Origin of the sequence: Amycolatopsis sp. WQ 127309, assembly GCF_023023025.1 — a bacterium.
Lineage (GTDB): Bacteria > Actinomycetota > Actinomycetes > Mycobacteriales > Pseudonocardiaceae > Amycolatopsis.
The window spans coordinates 8473520-8487668 of sequence record NZ_CP095481.1; the positions used below are offsets into that span (position 1 = coordinate 8473520).

The 14149-nt window shown below is 72.0% G+C and carries 15 protein-coding genes; 5 read left to right on the plus strand and 10 right to left on the minus strand.

Going from position 1 to position 14149, the window contains the following annotated elements; translation table 11 throughout:
• Nucleotides 1-10 precede the first annotated feature (10 nt).
• Entirely contained in the window at nt 11-913 is a 903-nt protein-coding gene (locus MUY22_RS37205; RefSeq protein WP_247051862.1) for a LysR family transcriptional regulator, read from the plus strand.
• On the opposite strand, the gene MUY22_RS37210 is transcribed toward MUY22_RS37205, so the two are convergent.
• Nucleotides 910-1539 (minus strand): FMN-dependent NADH-azoreductase, encoded by a 630-nt coding sequence (locus MUY22_RS37210; RefSeq protein WP_247051863.1) that lies wholly within the window; start codon nt 1537-1539, stop codon nt 910-912. The genes MUY22_RS37205 and MUY22_RS37210 overlap by 4 nt on opposite strands.
• 62 nt (nt 1540-1601) lie before the next feature.
• On the opposite strand from MUY22_RS37210, the gene MUY22_RS37215 reads away from it, so the two are divergent.
• Both MUY22_RS37215 and MUY22_RS37220 read left to right on the plus strand, forming a co-directional pair.
• Entirely contained in the window at nt 1602-2237 is a 636-nt protein-coding gene (locus tag MUY22_RS37215) for a TetR/AcrR family transcriptional regulator (protein WP_247051864.1), read from the plus strand.
• 59 nt (nt 2238-2296) lie between these two features.
• On the plus strand, nt 2297-3376 hold the full coding sequence (locus MUY22_RS37220; RefSeq protein WP_247051865.1) for a GDSL-type esterase/lipase family protein: 1080 nt from the start codon (nt 2297-2299) through the stop codon (nt 3374-3376).
• 96 nt (nt 3377-3472) lie between these two features.
• On the opposite strand, the gene MUY22_RS37225 is transcribed toward MUY22_RS37220, so the two are convergent.
• The 4 genes from MUY22_RS37225 to MUY22_RS37240 are packed head-to-tail and all read right to left on the minus strand — an operon-like array spanning nt 3473 to nt 5624.
• A complete protein-coding gene (locus tag MUY22_RS37225; protein ID WP_247051866.1) occupies nt 3473-3772 on the minus strand; it encodes a hypothetical protein in 300 nt (99 codons plus the stop codon).
• On the minus strand, nt 3759-3983 hold the full coding sequence (locus MUY22_RS37230; protein ID WP_247051867.1) for a hypothetical protein: 225 nt from the start codon (nt 3981-3983) through the stop codon (nt 3759-3761). The genes MUY22_RS37225 and MUY22_RS37230 overlap by 14 nt, the downstream gene beginning before the upstream one ends.
• Nucleotides 3984-4029: 46 nt before the next feature.
• Complete coding sequence (locus tag MUY22_RS37235; protein WP_247051868.1) at nt 4030-4485, minus strand: Lrp/AsnC family transcriptional regulator; 456 nt, start codon at nt 4483-4485, stop codon at nt 4030-4032.
• Entirely contained in the window at nt 4482-5624 is a 1143-nt protein-coding gene (locus tag MUY22_RS37240; RefSeq protein ID WP_247051869.1) for a Xaa-Pro peptidase family protein, read from the minus strand. The genes MUY22_RS37235 and MUY22_RS37240 overlap by 4 nt, the downstream gene beginning before the upstream one ends.
• A 131-nt stretch (nt 5625-5755) precedes the next feature.
• Here MUY22_RS37240 and MUY22_RS37245 point away from each other — a divergent pair, with 131 nt between their 5' ends.
• On the plus strand, nt 5756-6703 hold the full coding sequence (locus MUY22_RS37245; protein WP_247051870.1) for a 5'-3' exonuclease H3TH domain-containing protein: 948 nt from the start codon (nt 5756-5758) through the stop codon (nt 6701-6703).
• Here MUY22_RS37245 and MUY22_RS37250 read toward each other — a convergent pair.
• The 5 genes from MUY22_RS37250 to MUY22_RS37270 all read right to left on the minus strand — a co-directional run bounded on the left by MUY22_RS37250 (nt 6700) and on the right by MUY22_RS37270 (nt 13355).
• Nucleotides 6700-7917: a GNAT family N-acetyltransferase gene (locus tag MUY22_RS37250; RefSeq protein WP_247051871.1), complete on the minus strand. Its 1218-nt coding sequence runs from the start codon at nt 7915-7917 to the stop codon at nt 6700-6702. The two genes, MUY22_RS37245 and MUY22_RS37250, sit on opposite strands and share 4 nt — an antisense overlap.
• A gap of 55 nt (nt 7918-7972) precedes the next feature.
• Nucleotides 7973-8311: a DUF4333 domain-containing protein gene (locus tag MUY22_RS37255; RefSeq protein WP_247051872.1), complete on the minus strand. Its 339-nt coding sequence runs from the start codon at nt 8309-8311 to the stop codon at nt 7973-7975.
• Nucleotides 8312-8336: 25 nt separating this feature from the next.
• Nucleotides 8337-9539 carry a GNAT family N-acetyltransferase gene (locus tag MUY22_RS37260; RefSeq protein WP_247051873.1) on the minus strand — a complete coding sequence of 401 codons (1203 nt, stop codon included), beginning with the start codon at nt 9537-9539 and terminating at the stop codon, nt 8337-8339.
• A 76-nt stretch (nt 9540-9615) separates the two neighbouring features.
• Nucleotides 9616-10419 carry a DUF4333 domain-containing protein gene (locus MUY22_RS37265; RefSeq protein WP_247051874.1) on the minus strand — a complete coding sequence of 268 codons (804 nt, stop codon included), beginning with the start codon at nt 10417-10419 and terminating at the stop codon, nt 9616-9618.
• Nucleotides 10420-10577: 158 nt separating this feature from the next.
• On the minus strand, nt 10578-13355 hold the full coding sequence (locus MUY22_RS37270; protein ID WP_247051875.1) for an RNA helicase: 2778 nt from the start codon (nt 13353-13355) through the stop codon (nt 10578-10580).
• A gap of 226 nt (nt 13356-13581) precedes the next feature.
• On the opposite strand from MUY22_RS37270, the gene MUY22_RS37275 reads away from it, so the two are divergent.
• Complete coding sequence (locus MUY22_RS37275; protein WP_247051876.1) at nt 13582-14148, plus strand: hypothetical protein; 567 nt, start codon at nt 13582-13584, stop codon at nt 14146-14148.
• Nucleotide 14149: the final 1 nt, after the last annotated feature.

Consider the following 14149-nt stretch of genomic DNA (forward strand, 5'->3'; position numbering starts at 1 on the left):
GTCAAAACCTGTGACCCCCGAGCTACGGCAACTGCGCTACTTCATCGCCGTCGCCGACGAAACCAGCTTCACCCGCGCCGCCACCGGCCTGCACATCGCCCAGCAATCCCTCTCCCAGCAGATCACCGTCCTCGAACGCACCCTCGGCGCCCGGCTGTTCGACCGCGACGCCCGCGGCACCCGCCTCACCGCCGTCGGCAAACTCTTCCTGCCCGAAGCCCGCGCAGTCCTCGCCCGCGCCGACGACGCCGTCGCGACCCTCGGCCGCGCCGTACGCGGCGAAATCGGCACCATCCGGCTCGCCTTCCTCACCACCACCGCCAACTACCTGCTCCCACCCATCGTCCGCGCGGCCCGCGAACGATTCCCCGCCCTCGAGGTCCACACCGCCGAAGCCTCCATCGCCGACCTCGTCGACGGCCTCCGCGAACACCGCTTCGACCTGGCCTTCACCCGCCCACCCCTCGTCGACGACCTCACCTCACAAACCCTCATGACCGAAGAGGTCTGCGCCGTCCTCCCCCAAGACCACCCACTCGCCACCCGCACGGCACTCACCCTCGCCGACCTCGCCGGCGAACCCTGGGTCCTCACCACACGCAGCAGCTGGGAACCCTGGCACCGCAGCTACGACGACGACTTCGCCACCGCCGGCTACACCCCCCACGTCGTCCAGCGCGCCCCGACCGTCCAAGGACTGCTCGGCCTCGTCGCCGCCGGCGTCGGCGTCACCCGGCTCACCCGCTCCTCCCACAGCCTCCGCCGCACCGGCGTCGCCTTCGTCCCCCTCACCGGCGACATCGCCCGAACCGAACTCGTCTGGCTGCCCACCAACGACAACCCCGCCCGCCACACCATCACCGACGTCGCCACCGAACTCGCCGCCACCACCGACCTCACCCAAGCCGGCTAGAACACCTTCGCCGCGTCACGGGCCGCCTCGTGCGCGACCCGGCCCAGCTCCTCGACGTCACCGGTGAGCGTCGGGTGGAACCGGATCTCGGTGACGTCCTCGATGCCCGTCCAGTTCAGCCAGCCGGTGAAGAACGGCGCCTGGAAGTCGTCCCCGAACTCCCGCCCGAGTCCCGGACCCCACACCGCGCTCGTGTAGACGACCGCAGCGCGCTTGCCCCGCCCGGCCAGCAAGTGCTCGTACCCGGTCGCCGGGTCGACGCCGAACACCCAGCCCGGCTGCGACACGACGTCGACGAACTGCTTGAGCACGTACGGCACCCCGGAGTTCCACATCGGCACGCTGAACAGGATCCGGTCCGCGGCATCGAAGCGGGCGAAAGCACGTTCGGCGGCACGCCACGCGGCGGCCTCCACGCCCTGCGGCGTACCACCGCCGAAGACCGTCATCTTGGCGCGCGCCGCGGCGGGCCCGAACTCGGGCAGCGAGCCGTCCCAAAGGTCCCACTCGTCGATCTCGGCGCCCGGGTGGACCTCGCGGTAGGTGTCCAGGAAAGTAGCTGCCAGCCGCAGCGACTGGGACTCTTCCCCACGTGGGGACGCGGAAATGTGCAGCAGATCAGGCATGAGGATGCTCCTCGGAGGGATGTCGGCTTCCACCGGACCAGAATTCGGACTAGAGTCCGCTTATGTCTTCGAACGTTAGCGGACCAGAGTCCGCTTCGTCAACGCCGACCGAACTCCCCATCCTCGGCGCACCCGTACACGAACGCGCTGACGCCGCCCGCAACCGCATCCGCGCCCTCACCGCCGCCGAAACCCTCTTCGCCGAACACGGCGTCGACGCCGTCACCATGGACGACGTCGCCGCCGCCGCCGGCGTCGGCAAAGGCACCCTCTACCGCCGCTTCGGCGACAAAGCCGGCCTCGCCATGGCCCTGCTCGACGAACGCGAACGCCAGCTCCAGCACCAAATCCTCACCGGAGGACCCCCACTCGGCCCCGGCGCATCCCCCGCTGACCGGCTCGCCGCGTTCGTCGAGGCCTACCTCCAGCTCCTGAACCGGCAGCTCGACCTCGTCCTCCTCTCGGAGACCGCGACCACCGGCGCCCGCTTCCGCACCGGCGCCCACACCCTCTGGCGCGCCCACTGCCGGCACCTGCTCCACACCGGCGGCGCCCCCGACCCGGACATCACCGCCGACGTCCTCCTGGCCGCCCTCTCGGCCGAACAGGTCCGGCACTGGCTGCGAGACCGCCAGCTCAGCCCCGAAGCCCTGACGAAGTCACTGGCCGGACTGGCGCGGACCTGGCTGCCCGAGTGACCGGTCACGCACGGTGTCCTGATCCGGCTCCGATCACCTGATCCGTAGAATCAGCCGTGATGCGACGACTTCGGTGGTACTGGGGGGCGCTGGTCCTCGTCAGCGTGGCCCTCCTCGTGGGTTTCTTCGCCTTCTTCGGCTCCGAAAGCCAACCCGGACAACCCCAACCCCGCCAAGGCCCGCCCGGCACCGGCCCGCTCACCGTCGTCGCCATGGGCGACAGCACCGCCTCCGGCGAAGGCGCCGGCCAGTACACACCTGCCACCAACGGCCAGGGCGGCGACTGGTGCCACCGCTCCCCCAACGCCTTCGTCGAAAAGATCGCCGTCCCCGGCATCACCGCCCACGTCAACCTCGCCTGCTCCGGCGCCCCCGCCGAACAGGTCGCCCTCGGCGGCGTCAAGCAGTGGACCGAAGGCTCACAAGCACAACAGCTCGCCGCCCTGGTCAAGGACCACCGCGTCGCCGCCGTCGTGATCGCCGTCGGCGCCAACGACGACCCCAAGTTCTCCAACCAGGTCACCGACTGCTTCAAAGCGTGGTTCGACCCCGGCGGCCCGCCGTGCAGCACGGCACTCAAGCAGAGCTGGCAGTCCAAAGTGGACGCGATGGTTCCGAAGGTCGCCGCCGCCGTCTCCGACGTCAAGGAAGTACTGGCCCAAGCCGGTTACGTACCCGCGGACTACCAGCTGATCCTGCAGTCCTACGCCGCCCCGATCGGCCCCGACGTCCCCGAAGACCTGCGCAGCCTCAACGGCTGCCCGTTCCGGGTCGAAGACCTGCGCTGGATCTCCCAGACCGGCATCGGCGTCCTGTCCTCCGGCCTCAAAACGGCCGCGCGGCAGACCGGCGCCCGGTTCCTGGACCTCGCCAAGGCCGGCGTGCGGCACGAAGCGTGCAGCGGCGGCGCCAATCCCGCGACGGAATGGTTCACCCGCCTGACGCTCCAGCTCGCCGACCTCGGCCAAGCCGACCGGGCGGGCCACGCGCTGCAGGAGTCGTTCCACCCCAACGCCGCCGGCCACACCGCGATCGCCAACTGCCTCACGGAGTTCATGACCACCCGCGAAGGCAACGCTTCCTGCCTCGCGGGCGCGGACGGCAAGCTCCACGCGGCCCCGGAGGTCGTCGCCCGCTGACCTTCCCTGCTCTTGAGCGGGGTTGAGTCGTGCCGTGTGCGCTTACTGGACCGTAAGGTCTTTTACCATCGCCCCGCAGTATAGGGCGTTATACACTTAAAGATCGAGGGCGGCTCGCAGGGCGATGTCGATGCGCTCTTGGACCTCCTGGTCGATCTCCGCGAGGCGCTCGTCGAACCACGGGCGGTAGAGCCGTGTGAGGTTGAGCGTCGACACCCAGTAGCGGGCGTCGATCGCCACGCCGAGGATGTCTTGAGGGTCGCGGTCGAGCAGTTCGGTGCCGAGCAGCCAGGGGCGCTCGGACTCGTTCACCCCGTCCGAGGACAGCAGCACGACCGTGCGCTGCCGGGCCGGATCGGTCGGGGGGTGGTACGTCCAGACTTCACCCCTGCGCACGCAGATCCTTTTCCGCCGCGGTGCGCTCGGCCTCGTCGAAGTCCGCGACGGCCGGTTCCGGCTTCTGCGGGGTGTAGCCCGTGCGTACCGCCTCGCGCCTGGCCGCCTTCGACAGCCAGGACGAGACCGAGATCCCGTGTGCTTTCGCGGCGCGTTCGGCGAAGTCCAAGGCGCCGCTGTCCAGCGAAAGAGTCACCTTACGTGTTGCCATACCTTTTACCGTACCAGTCCCCCGGTACCCGGCCACCCGGCCGGTGTCAGAACGTAGGCGAACGTCCCTCGAACGGCGTAGAGAGGACCACCGTGGTGCGAGTGGACACCTTGGCGGCCTCCCGGATCCGGCGCAGCAGGTCCTCCAGCGCCAGCGGCGACTGGACGCGGACTAGCAGGATGTAGGACTCGTCGCCGGCCACCGAGTAGCAGGACTCGATCTCCTTGATGTGCTGGATCCGCTGCGGGTAGTCGTCGGGCGCACCGGGGTCGTTGGGCGTCAGCGAGATCAGGGCCGTCAGCGGCAGCCCGATCTGCTCGCCGTCGAGCCGCGCGGTGTACCCGAGGATGACGCCGCGCTGCTCGAGGCGGCGCACCCGCTGGTGCACCGCCGACACCGAAAGCCCGACGCGTTCGGCGAGGTCGGTGAAGCTGCGCCGCCCGTCGGCCGCGAGTTCCTCGACGATCGACTGGTCGAGCGGCTCCAGGCCACCGGTGGTCATGCGTCCAGCACGACGAGTTCGTGCGGCCGGTTGTTGACGGACTCGACGCCGTCGGCGGTGACGATCACGATGTCCTCGATGCGGGCGCCCCAGCGGCCCGCCTGGTAGATGCCCGGCTCGACGCTGAAGGCCATGCCCGGCTCCAGCGGCAGCGTGTTGCCCGCGATGATGTAGGGCTCCTCGTGCACGTCCAGGCCGATGCCGTGCCCGGTGCGGTGGATGAAGTACTCGCCGAACCCGGCCTCGGTGATGACGTCGCGCGCGGCGGCGTCGACCGCCTCGGCCGTGACCCCCGGCTTCACCGCGGCGACCGAGGCGGCCTGGGCGCGCTGCAGCACGGCGTAGGTCTCGGCGACGTCGGCGTCGGTCGGCGCGCCGACCGAGTAGGTGCGGGTGGAGTCGGAGTTGTAGCCGGCCGGCAGCGGGCCGCCGATGTCGACGACCACGACGTCACCCTTGGTGATGACGCGGTCGGAGACGTCGTGGTGCGGGCTGGCGCCGTTCGGGCCGGAACCGACGATCACGAAGTCCGCCCGGACGTGGCCCTCCTCGACGATCGCCGCGGTGATGTCCGCGCCGACCTCGGCCTCGGTGCGGCCGGGGCGCAGCCACTCGTGGACGCGGGCGTGCACGCGGTCGATGGCCGCGCCGGCGTCCCGCAGCGACGCGATCTCGGCGGCGTCCTTGCGCATCCGCAGCTCGCGCACGACCGGGCCGGCGAGGGTCTGCTCGGCCTCGCCGAGCGCCGCGCGCAGGGCCAGCACGTGCAGGGCCGGGGTGAAGTCGCTGACCGCGACGCGGCCGGCCTTGCCGAGCCGGTCGGCCACCAGCTTGTACGGGTCCTCGCCGTCCACCCAGGTCAGCAGTTCGACACCGAGCTCGTCGGCCGGCACGTCGGCGTAGCCGGGCGCTTCCAGCTTCGGCACGACCAGCGCGGGCGTGCCGTCGGCGGGGACGACGAGGGTGGTGAGGCGCTCGAACGAGCCGCCGGCCTGGCCGATCAGGTAGCGCAGGTCGGAACCGGGCGCGATCAGCAGGGCGTCGGTGTCCGCGGCGGCCGCGGCGGTGCGGGCGCGGTCCAGGCGGGCGCGCAGGGCTGCGGCGTCGGGGGCGGGCGTGTGGAGGGAACGGCGCGACATGGGGCGAGCCTAGCCGGGCCGCCCGGGTGATCCATCCGCCCGGTGGTGCGACATGCCGGAGCCACCTCCGACCGTGCTGGGTGGCGCGTGGCATGCCGGTCGGCGGCGCCGGGGCGTGGCAGGCTGTACGCGTGACCGGACCCCTTGCGCTGCTCGACTCCGCGAGCCTCTACTTCCGCTCGTTCTTCGCCCTGCCCGACTCGATGCGCGCCGACGACGGCACCCAGGTGAACGCCGTGCGCGGGTTCACCGACACGATCGCGCGGATCCTCACCGACCGGCACCCCTCGCGGCTGGTGTGCTGCATGGACGCGGACTGGCGGCCGAAGTTCCGGACGGACCTGCTGCCCAGCTACAAGGCCCACCGGGTGGCCCAGGAGACCACGGGCCAGGCGCCCGACGTCGAAGTGGTGCCCGACACCCTGACCCCGCAGGTGCCGATCATCCTCGAGGTCCTCGAGGCGTTCGGCTTCGCCACCGCCGAGGCGGCGGGCTACGAGGCCGACGACGTCATCGGCGCGCTGGTCCACCGGGAGAAGAAGGACGCGGTCGAGGTCATCACCGGCGACCGCGACCTGTTCCAGCTGGTGCGCGACGAGCCGACCCGCACGTCGGTCATCTACGTCGGCAAGGGCTGGGCGAAGGCCGAGGAGCTCGGCCCCGACGAGATCGCCGAGCGCTACAGCGTCCCCCGCGAGAGCGCCGGCCCCGCGTACGCGGACATGTCCATGATGCGCGGCGACCCCTCGGACGGGCTGCCCGGCGTCGCCGGCATCGGCGAGAAGACCGCGGCGAAGCTGATCACCGAGTTCGGCTCCCTCGACGCGCTTCTGCAGGCCGCGGCGGCGAGCGACTCCCGCGTCCCGCTCAAGACGCGGCTGCGGCTGGCCGACGCCGCCGACTACCTGGCCGTCGCGCCGACGGTGGTCCGCGTCGCGGTCGACGCGCCGGTGGAGCAGTCCCGCCCGGACAAGGTCCCGGCCACGCCGGCCGACCCGGACCGCGTCGCCGAGCTGGCCGAGCGCTGGAACCTCGGCAAGTCCGTCGACCGCCTCATCGAGGCCCTGCCCGGTTCCTAGAAGTACGTGCCGCACCACGGCGCGGTGACCGTGGTGAACAGCTCGTCCGCCCGGGCCGTCGCCGCCGGGTCGTGGACCGTGATCCGGCCCGCTTCGGCCAGCGCCGACGCGCTCCACTCCCCCAGGTAGAGCATGGCCAGGGTGTCGACGTCCAGGCTGAGGTGAGCGGCGGCCTCGGTGCGGCGGGCACCGTCCGGGCCGACCTCGTAGTGCCCGGTGTTCGCCGTCAGCTGCCGGTCGGTCACAGCGAGGACCACCGGAGCGGCGTCGCGGTAGGAACGCGCATCCAGCGCGGTGCCGACGTCGATCAGGCGCAGCCACAGGTCGTCCTCGACCTCGGCCGTGCGGGCGTGCCGGTGGTCGGCCATCATCGCCGCCAGCGGCTCGTCGACCGGGCGGAACCGGGCGCGGACCCCGGAAACCAGGTCCACCGACAGCAGAAACCGCCAGAGCGCGACGCGCGCGGCGGTGTCGGCCGCGTGCAGTTCGCGCACCTTCAGCACCGCGCCCTCGTCCGGTGCCTCGAGGGTGCGGCGGTTGACGGTGCCGTACACGGCGAAGCCGTCGTCCCCGTCCGGTCCACTGTGGACGACCACGACGTGGTCCCCGGCCGGACCGACGAGCCGGTCGTGCGAGAACGCCCACCACCCCTCCGGGCGGGCCATCATGCCGGCCCGGTGCAGCCCGATCCGCTGGTACAGCGAGGGAATCTGCTTGACGGCCTCGTCCGGGGTGAGCATCCGGACCCGCCCGGTGGCCGGGAGGCGTTCGTGCAGGCGCGCGGCGGGCCGCGGGATCCAGGCCGTCTTGCCGAGCGTCGCGGAGCCGTAACCGGCGCGGCCGTAGATGGTCGGCTCGCTCGCGTGCAACGCGGCCAGCGGCAGCCGGCGGGCGGCGACGTCGGCCAGCTGCGTGGCCATCAGCGCGCTGAACACCCCACGGCGGGTCCAGTCGGCGCGCACGCCAACGCCGTCGACCGCCGCGGCGCCGAGCGTGCGCCCGCCCGGTACGGCGATCTCCGTGTCGTAGGAGCTCGTGATGCCGATCGGGGTCTCGCCGTCGAACGCGGCGAACTTGTGCGCGGCCGGCCAGGACTCCCCGTAGCGGGACCAGTCTTCGTCGCCGATCCGGTTGCTGTGCAGCGAGCGGCCCAGCAGGTCGAACGTGCTGCGGCGCTCGGCTTCGGTGATGGGGCGGACGTCGAAGGCGGTCATGCGCCCGATCATGCCGGGACACCCACGACGCGGCATCCCCTTTTAGAGCGGGCAGTCAAGCCGGCGGATCGACGCGGTAGCGGCCGTCCGCGTCGAGCACGGTGATCGGGACCCGCTTCGCCGTCCCCCCGATCCGGGCCGTGCAGACGAACGCGCGGCCGGCGCTGACGGGCTGACCGACCGGGCAGCTCACGTCGCCGACGTCGGCGATGTGGAAGCTCTCGACGAGGATCTTCCGGACGCCGTCGCGGACCGCGACCGGGTCGAGCACCTTCACCGGCGCACTCGTGGAGACCGGGGTACTGCGGCTCGGCAGCACCGGCGCCGGGACTGACGCGGTGCAGCCCGAGAGCACGCAGCACAGCCCGAGGAACGCGAGAAAACGCCTGGTCACGGTGCTCACCCCCGGCGGTGCGGACTCAGAAGAAGCTACCGCACCACGACTGGACGCGCGTGCTGAACAGGACGTCGGCGGCCGCGGGGGCGGCCGGGTCGCGGACCTCGATCCGGCCGGCGTCGGCGAGCGCCGAGGCGCGCCAGGTGCCGAGGTAGAGCATCGCGAGCGTGGTGACGTCGAGGGCGAGCGCCGCCGGTCCGTCGGCGCGCTCGGCGCCGTCCGGCGTGATCCGGTAGGTGCCGGAGTTGGCCGGCAGCAACGGATCGGTGACCTCGACGACGACCGGCGCGGCGTGGCCGTACTCGCGGGCGGCCAGGGCCCTCGGGACGTCGACGAGCCGCAGCCAGTGCTCGTCCTCGACGCGATCGACGTTGCCCTGGCGGTGATCGGCCAGGATCAGCTCGACCGGCTCGTCCAACGGCCGTTCCTCGGCGACGATCCGGTCCACCAGGTCGATGCCGAGCAGGAACCGCCACAACCCGGCCAGCGCGGCCGGCGTGCCGGCGAACATGTCCGGCACTTCCAGGGTCTTGGTCCACGGATGGGCCTGCAGGCCGCCGACGACGTAGAGGGCGTAACCGTCGGGCCCGTCCGAGCCGTGGTGCACGAGCGCCTTCACCGGATCGGTGCTCCGGCGGAGGTGGTTCTCGTAGAGCCGCCACAGCACCTCCGGGCGGGTCATCATCCCGGGCCGGTGCTCGACGCGCTCGTAGACACCCGGCAGGGCCGCGACGGCGTCGTCCAGCTCCAGCAGCTCGACCTCCCCGGTGGCGGGCGCGTCCGGCCGCAACCGCGCGCGGTGCCGGTCGACGCTGTAGGTCCGGCTGCGCGTCGCCAAGCCGTAGCCGTACCGGCCGTAGATGAGCGCCTCGGAAGCGAGCAGGTTCGCGAACACCACCCCGCGTGCCGCGAAGTCCGCCAGCTGAGCGGACATCATGGCCCGCAGCACGCCGCGGCGCGTCCGGTCGGCGCGGACACCGACACCCGTCACGCCGGCCATCGGCAGCCGGGCGCCACCCGGCACCGTCAGCTCGGCGTCGAAAGCCCGGGCGGTGCCGATGAAATCCGGGTCGAACACCCCGATCGTGCCGCCGGACTGGTAGGCGCGCGCGGCGCGTTCCCAGTCCTTGTCGTCGGACGGCGGCACGTGCACGGTGGCGCGGAAGAGGGTGCTCGCGGCGCGGTGCTCGTCGTCGCGCAGCGTCCGGATCTCGAAGTCGGTCATCCCCGGATCATCTCCGGAAACGGCGAAGTCCGGCCACCGCAATTCGCGGCGACCGGACTAGGCCGGACGTCAAACGCTACTTCGTGGCCGGCGGGGACACCTCGTAGTTGCCGCCGTCACCCTTCACCGTGATCGGGATCTGCTGCGGCTTGCCGCCGATCGTGGCGGTGCACTCGAACTTCGCACCGTCCTCGACCTTCTGCTCGGCCGGGCAGGTGACGCCGGTGACGCCGTCGATCTTGTACGTGTCGGACAGCAGCTTCTGCACGTCCGTCTGCATCTGGGTGTTGTTGAAGACCTGCGTCTTGAAGAACCCGGGCGCGACGAAACCGAGGATGCCGACCACCGCGACGACCACGACCAGCACCACGATGCCGATCAGCAGGCCCTTCTTCGACTTCGCCGGCTTCTCCCCCTCGGGAGCGGCGGACGCGCCGGGATACTGGCCCTGCTGGCCTTGCTGACCGTAGTCGTACTGGCCCTGTCCCCCGGGCGGCTGCTGCCCGTACTGCGGCTGGGCCTGCGGGCCGCTCTGCGGGTACTGCCCACCGGGCGGCTGCTGGCCGTAGCCGGGCTGCGCCTGCGGGCCGCTCTGCGGATACCCGCCACCGGGCTGCTGCCCGTACGGCGGTGGCTGCTGGCCCCATTGCGGCTGCTGCGGCGGGGTGTACCCGCCGGGCTGCTGACCCCACTGCTGCGGCTGCTGGGGTTGCTGCGGCTGACCCCATTGCTGCTGCTGGTTGGGGTCGTACGGCGGCTGCTGCGGCTGCTGCTGGCCCCACTGGGGCTGTTCCTGCGGGCCGCTCGGCGGGTACGCGCCGCCCGGCTGCTGCCCGTACTGGGGCTGCTGTGGGTCGTTGCCGCCATACGGCGTGCTCATCGTCTGCCTCCGCCTGCTTCGTTCATCTCATGCCCAGCCCGATATCGCCGCCGAGCCGCGTACGCACGGTTCGTGGCCGATCCAACCACAGGTCCGGGCCCAGCACACGCGACCACGCTCTCCTGCCGCACCGAGGCGGACCAAGCCTCACACCGAGCTCACGCCGCACCCGCGGCGACCACACCGCGCCGCAGCGCCTTGACCGCCTCGGCGGCCGTCGCACCGACCCGGTCGGACTTGCCCAGCACGTCCCGGATCTGGTCGAGCAGGTCGATCACCTGGCGCGACCAGCGCACGAAGTCACCCGCCGACAGCTCCTGCCCGTTGGCCTCGGCCGCCGTGAGCACCTTCTCCAGCGACTCGCCGCGCGCCCACCGGTAGACCGGCCACGCGAACCCGGCGTCGGGCTCCCGCGTGCGGTCGAGCCGGTGCCGCCGCTCGTCCTCGGTCAGCTCCACCCACAGCCGCGCCGTCTCCTCCCACGCCTCGGGCACCGCGCCGCCGGGCAGCCGCGGCTCCCCCGCCGTGTCACGCCGGGCCTCGAACACCAGCGTCGAGACGACGGCGGCGAGCTCGGCCGGGCCGAGCTTCTCCCACACGCCGTTGCGGATGCACTCCGCGGCCAGCAGATCCGACTCGCTGTAGAGCCGGGTCAGCCGGCGGCCGTGCTCGGTGACGCGGTCCTCGCCGTCACCCGCGGACTCCGGCCCCAGATAACCGCGCTCCCCCAGCAACGCGAGGATCCGGTCGAACGCGCGGGCCAGCGAGTGCGTCGTCGCCGCGACCTTCCGCTCCAGCTGCTCGGTTTCCCCGGTCAGCCGCTGGTACCGCTCCACCCAGCGCAGGTTCGCTTCCCGCTCGGCCAGCCCGTGGCACGGGTGCGCCCGCAACGCCCGCCGCAGCGCCGCCAGCTCACCGTCCTCATTGGCCCCCGCGCGCCGCTTCTGCCTGCCGGGCAAGGAAATCCCGGCACCGCGCAACGTCGTGGCGATGTCCCGGCGGGTCTTGGGCGAGCGCAGCTCGATGTGCTTGGGCAGCTTGATCCGGCCCAGCGCCTCGACCGGCGCCGGGAAGTCCGCCACCGACAACGGCCCCGACCACCGGTCCTCGGTCACCACGACCGGCCGCGGCTCGCGGATCGGGTCGAGCCCGGGATCCACGACCACGGCGAGCCCGGCCCGCCGGCCCGCGGGCACCGCGATGACGTCACCCTTGCGCAGCTTCTCCAGCGAATCCGCCGTGTCCGCGCGCCGCACGGTGGTGTTCTGCCGCGACAGGGCCTTTTCCCGCGCCGACATCTTCGCGCGCAGCTCGACGTACTCGAGCATCTCGTCGAAGTCGCCGGTCACGGCGTTGGTGTAGCCCTTGAGGGCTTCCTTGTTCCGCTCGATCCGGCGGGCCAGGCCGACCACCGACCGGTCGGCCTGGAACTGCGCGAACGACTGCTCCAGCAGGTCACGCGCCTGCGCCGCGCCGACCTGGGCGACCAGGTTCACCGCCATGTTGTAACCCGGCCGGAACGACGACCGCAGCGGGTAGGTCCGCGTCGAGGCGAGCCCGGCGACCTGCTTCGGGTCGACCCCCGGCTGCCACGAGACCACGGCGTGGCCCTCGACGTCGATCCCCCGGCGCCCGGCCCGGCCGGTGAGCTGCGTGTACTCCCCCGGCGTCAGCTCGACGTGCGCCTCGCCGTTGTACTTGACGAGGCGTTCGAGCACGACGGTGCGAGCGGGCATGTTGATGCCGAGCGCCAGCGTCTCGGTGGCGAACACCGCCTTCACCAGACCGCGGACGAACAGCTCCTCCACCGTCTCCTTGAACGCCGGCAGCAACCCGGCGTGGTGTCCGGCGACCCCCCGCTCGAGCGCCTCCCGCCACTCCCAGTACCCGAGCACCCCGAGATCACCCTCGGGCAGCCCGGACGTGCGCTCGTCGATGATCCGGCGGATCTCCTCGACCTCGTCGGGCCCGTTGAGCCGCAGCCCCGCCCGGACGCACTGCGTGACCGCGGCCTCGCAACCGGCCCGGGAGAAGATGAACACGATCGCCGGCAGCAGCCCGGCCCGATCCAGCTGCTCCACGACCTCGACGCGCGACGGCGGCCGGAACCGCGGCATCCGCGGCCCGCCCCGCCGCGCCCCCCGCGGACCGTGGAACCCCGCCGGCGCGTACTGGCGGCCGATCTCCTCGGTGCGGCGCAGCAGGGTCGGGTTGATGCGCAGCTCGGCGTTCGGGCCGTGGACGTCTTCCCCGGCGAACAGGTCCAGCAGCCGGTTGCCGACCAGCATGTGCTGCCACAGCGGCACCGGCCGGTGCTCGTCCACCACGACGGTGGTGTCCCCGCGGACCTCGACCAGCCACTCGCCGAACTCCTCGGCGTTGCTCACGGTCGCCGACAACCCGACCACCCGGACGTGCTCGGGCAGGTGCAGGATCACCTCTTCCCACACAGCGCCCCGGAACCGGTCGGCGAGGTAGTGCACCTCGTCCATCACGACGTACCCGAGGTCGGTGATCGTCGAGGACCCGGCGTAGAGCATGTTCCGCAGCACCTCGGTGGTCATCACGACCACCTGCGCGTTGCCGTTGATCGAGGTGTCCCCGGTCAGCAGGCCCACCGCGTCCGGCCCGTACCGGGCCACCAGGTCGCCGTACTTCTGGTTCGACAACGCCTTGATCGGCGTGGTGTAGAAGCACTTGCGCCCCTCGGCCATGGCCAGGTGCACGGCGAACTCGCCGACGATCGTCTTCCCGGCCCCGGTGGGCGCGCAGACGAGCACGCCGTGGCCGCCTTCGAGGGCCTCGCAGCCACGGATCTGGAAGTCGTCGAACTCGAAGGAGGATTCCGCCGCGAAGCGGGTCAGCTGAGGGTGCTTCCCCCGGCGTGCGGAGGCCGCATAGGCCTCGGCCGGGGAAGGAGAAGGGCTACTGGCCACTCCGTCAGGGTTCCACACACCACCGACAGTTTGCACGCGGCGTGACCAACGGCGTGGCGTGACGTGGTCACCGGGTCCCCCGTCTTGGCGGGTTTGGTTCTTCGTGCGCGGGCCGGAGGCCCGCGACCAGCCCGGACGTATAGGTCGTTATACACTCAAGACTGCCGGGATCGCGAGGGAACCGGTCCGGTGGTTTCGCCGTCGGAGCGGCGATGAGGAGGACGTCGTGACCGCACCCTGTCCGAGCTGTGGCCAGCTGGACCAGGTCCAGCACGTGCCCGCGGTCTACTACGGCGGGCACTCCTACTACCGCGGCCAGGGCCCCACGGTCGCCGTGCCGGCCGGTGACGGCGTGATCTACACCGGCGGTCAGGTGTCCGGGGTGACCGTCACCGGGGTCGCGCGGGCGCTCGATCCGTTCCCGCCCCGGCGCCGCGCCGGCGGGCTCGTCGCGGGCGTGGTGCTGCTCCTGATGGCCGGGAGCTGCTTCCTGTGGCTGCCGTTCTCCGCGGTCGACGACCCTCCCCCGGGCGGCACCGGCGGGCTGGTGCTGGGGTTCGCGCTGCTCGCGCTGCCGTCGGTGTGCGTGTTCGGGGGCGCCGGGACGCTGATCTGGCTCTACGTCCGGCGGGTGCGGGAGTACCGGCGACGGCGAGCCGGGATCCCGGCCGCGCAGGCGCTGTGGGAGCAGGGGTGGTTCTGCCACCGCTGTGGCGGCGTCTACCTGGCGCAGGGGCCGTTGATGGCGCCCGCGCGGTTCCGGGAGCTGGTCGGCGAGGCCGGGGGCTACTGAG

Coding starts and splice junctions, on each gene's coding strand:
- MUY22_RS37210 (WP_247051863.1), bottom strand. CDS start 1,539: ATGCCTGATCTGCTGCACATTTCCGCGTCCCCACGTGGGGAAGAGTCC.
- MUY22_RS37215 (WP_247051864.1), top strand. CDS start 1,602: ATGTCTTCGAACGTTAGCGGACCAGAGTCCGCTTCGTCAACGCCGACC.
- MUY22_RS37220 (WP_247051865.1), top strand. CDS start 2,297: ATGCGACGACTTCGGTGGTACTGGGGGGCGCTGGTCCTCGTCAGCGTG.
- MUY22_RS37230 (WP_247051867.1), bottom strand. CDS start 3,983: ATGGCAACACGTAAGGTGACTCTTTCGCTGGACAGCGGCGCCTTGGAC.
- MUY22_RS37235 (WP_247051868.1), bottom strand. CDS start 4,485: ATGACCACCGGTGGCCTGGAGCCGCTCGACCAGTCGATCGTCGAGGAA.
- MUY22_RS37240 (WP_247051869.1), bottom strand. CDS start 5,624: ATGTCGCGCCGTTCCCTCCACACGCCCGCCCCCGACGCCGCAGCCCTG.
- MUY22_RS37250 (WP_247051871.1), bottom strand. CDS start 7,917: ATGACCGCCTTCGACGTCCGCCCCATCACCGAAGCCGAGCGCCGCAGC.
- MUY22_RS37260 (WP_247051873.1), bottom strand. CDS start 9,539: ATGACCGACTTCGAGATCCGGACGCTGCGCGACGACGAGCACCGCGCC.
- MUY22_RS37265 (WP_247051874.1), bottom strand. CDS start 10,419: ATGAGCACGCCGTATGGCGGCAACGACCCACAGCAGCCCCAGTACGGG.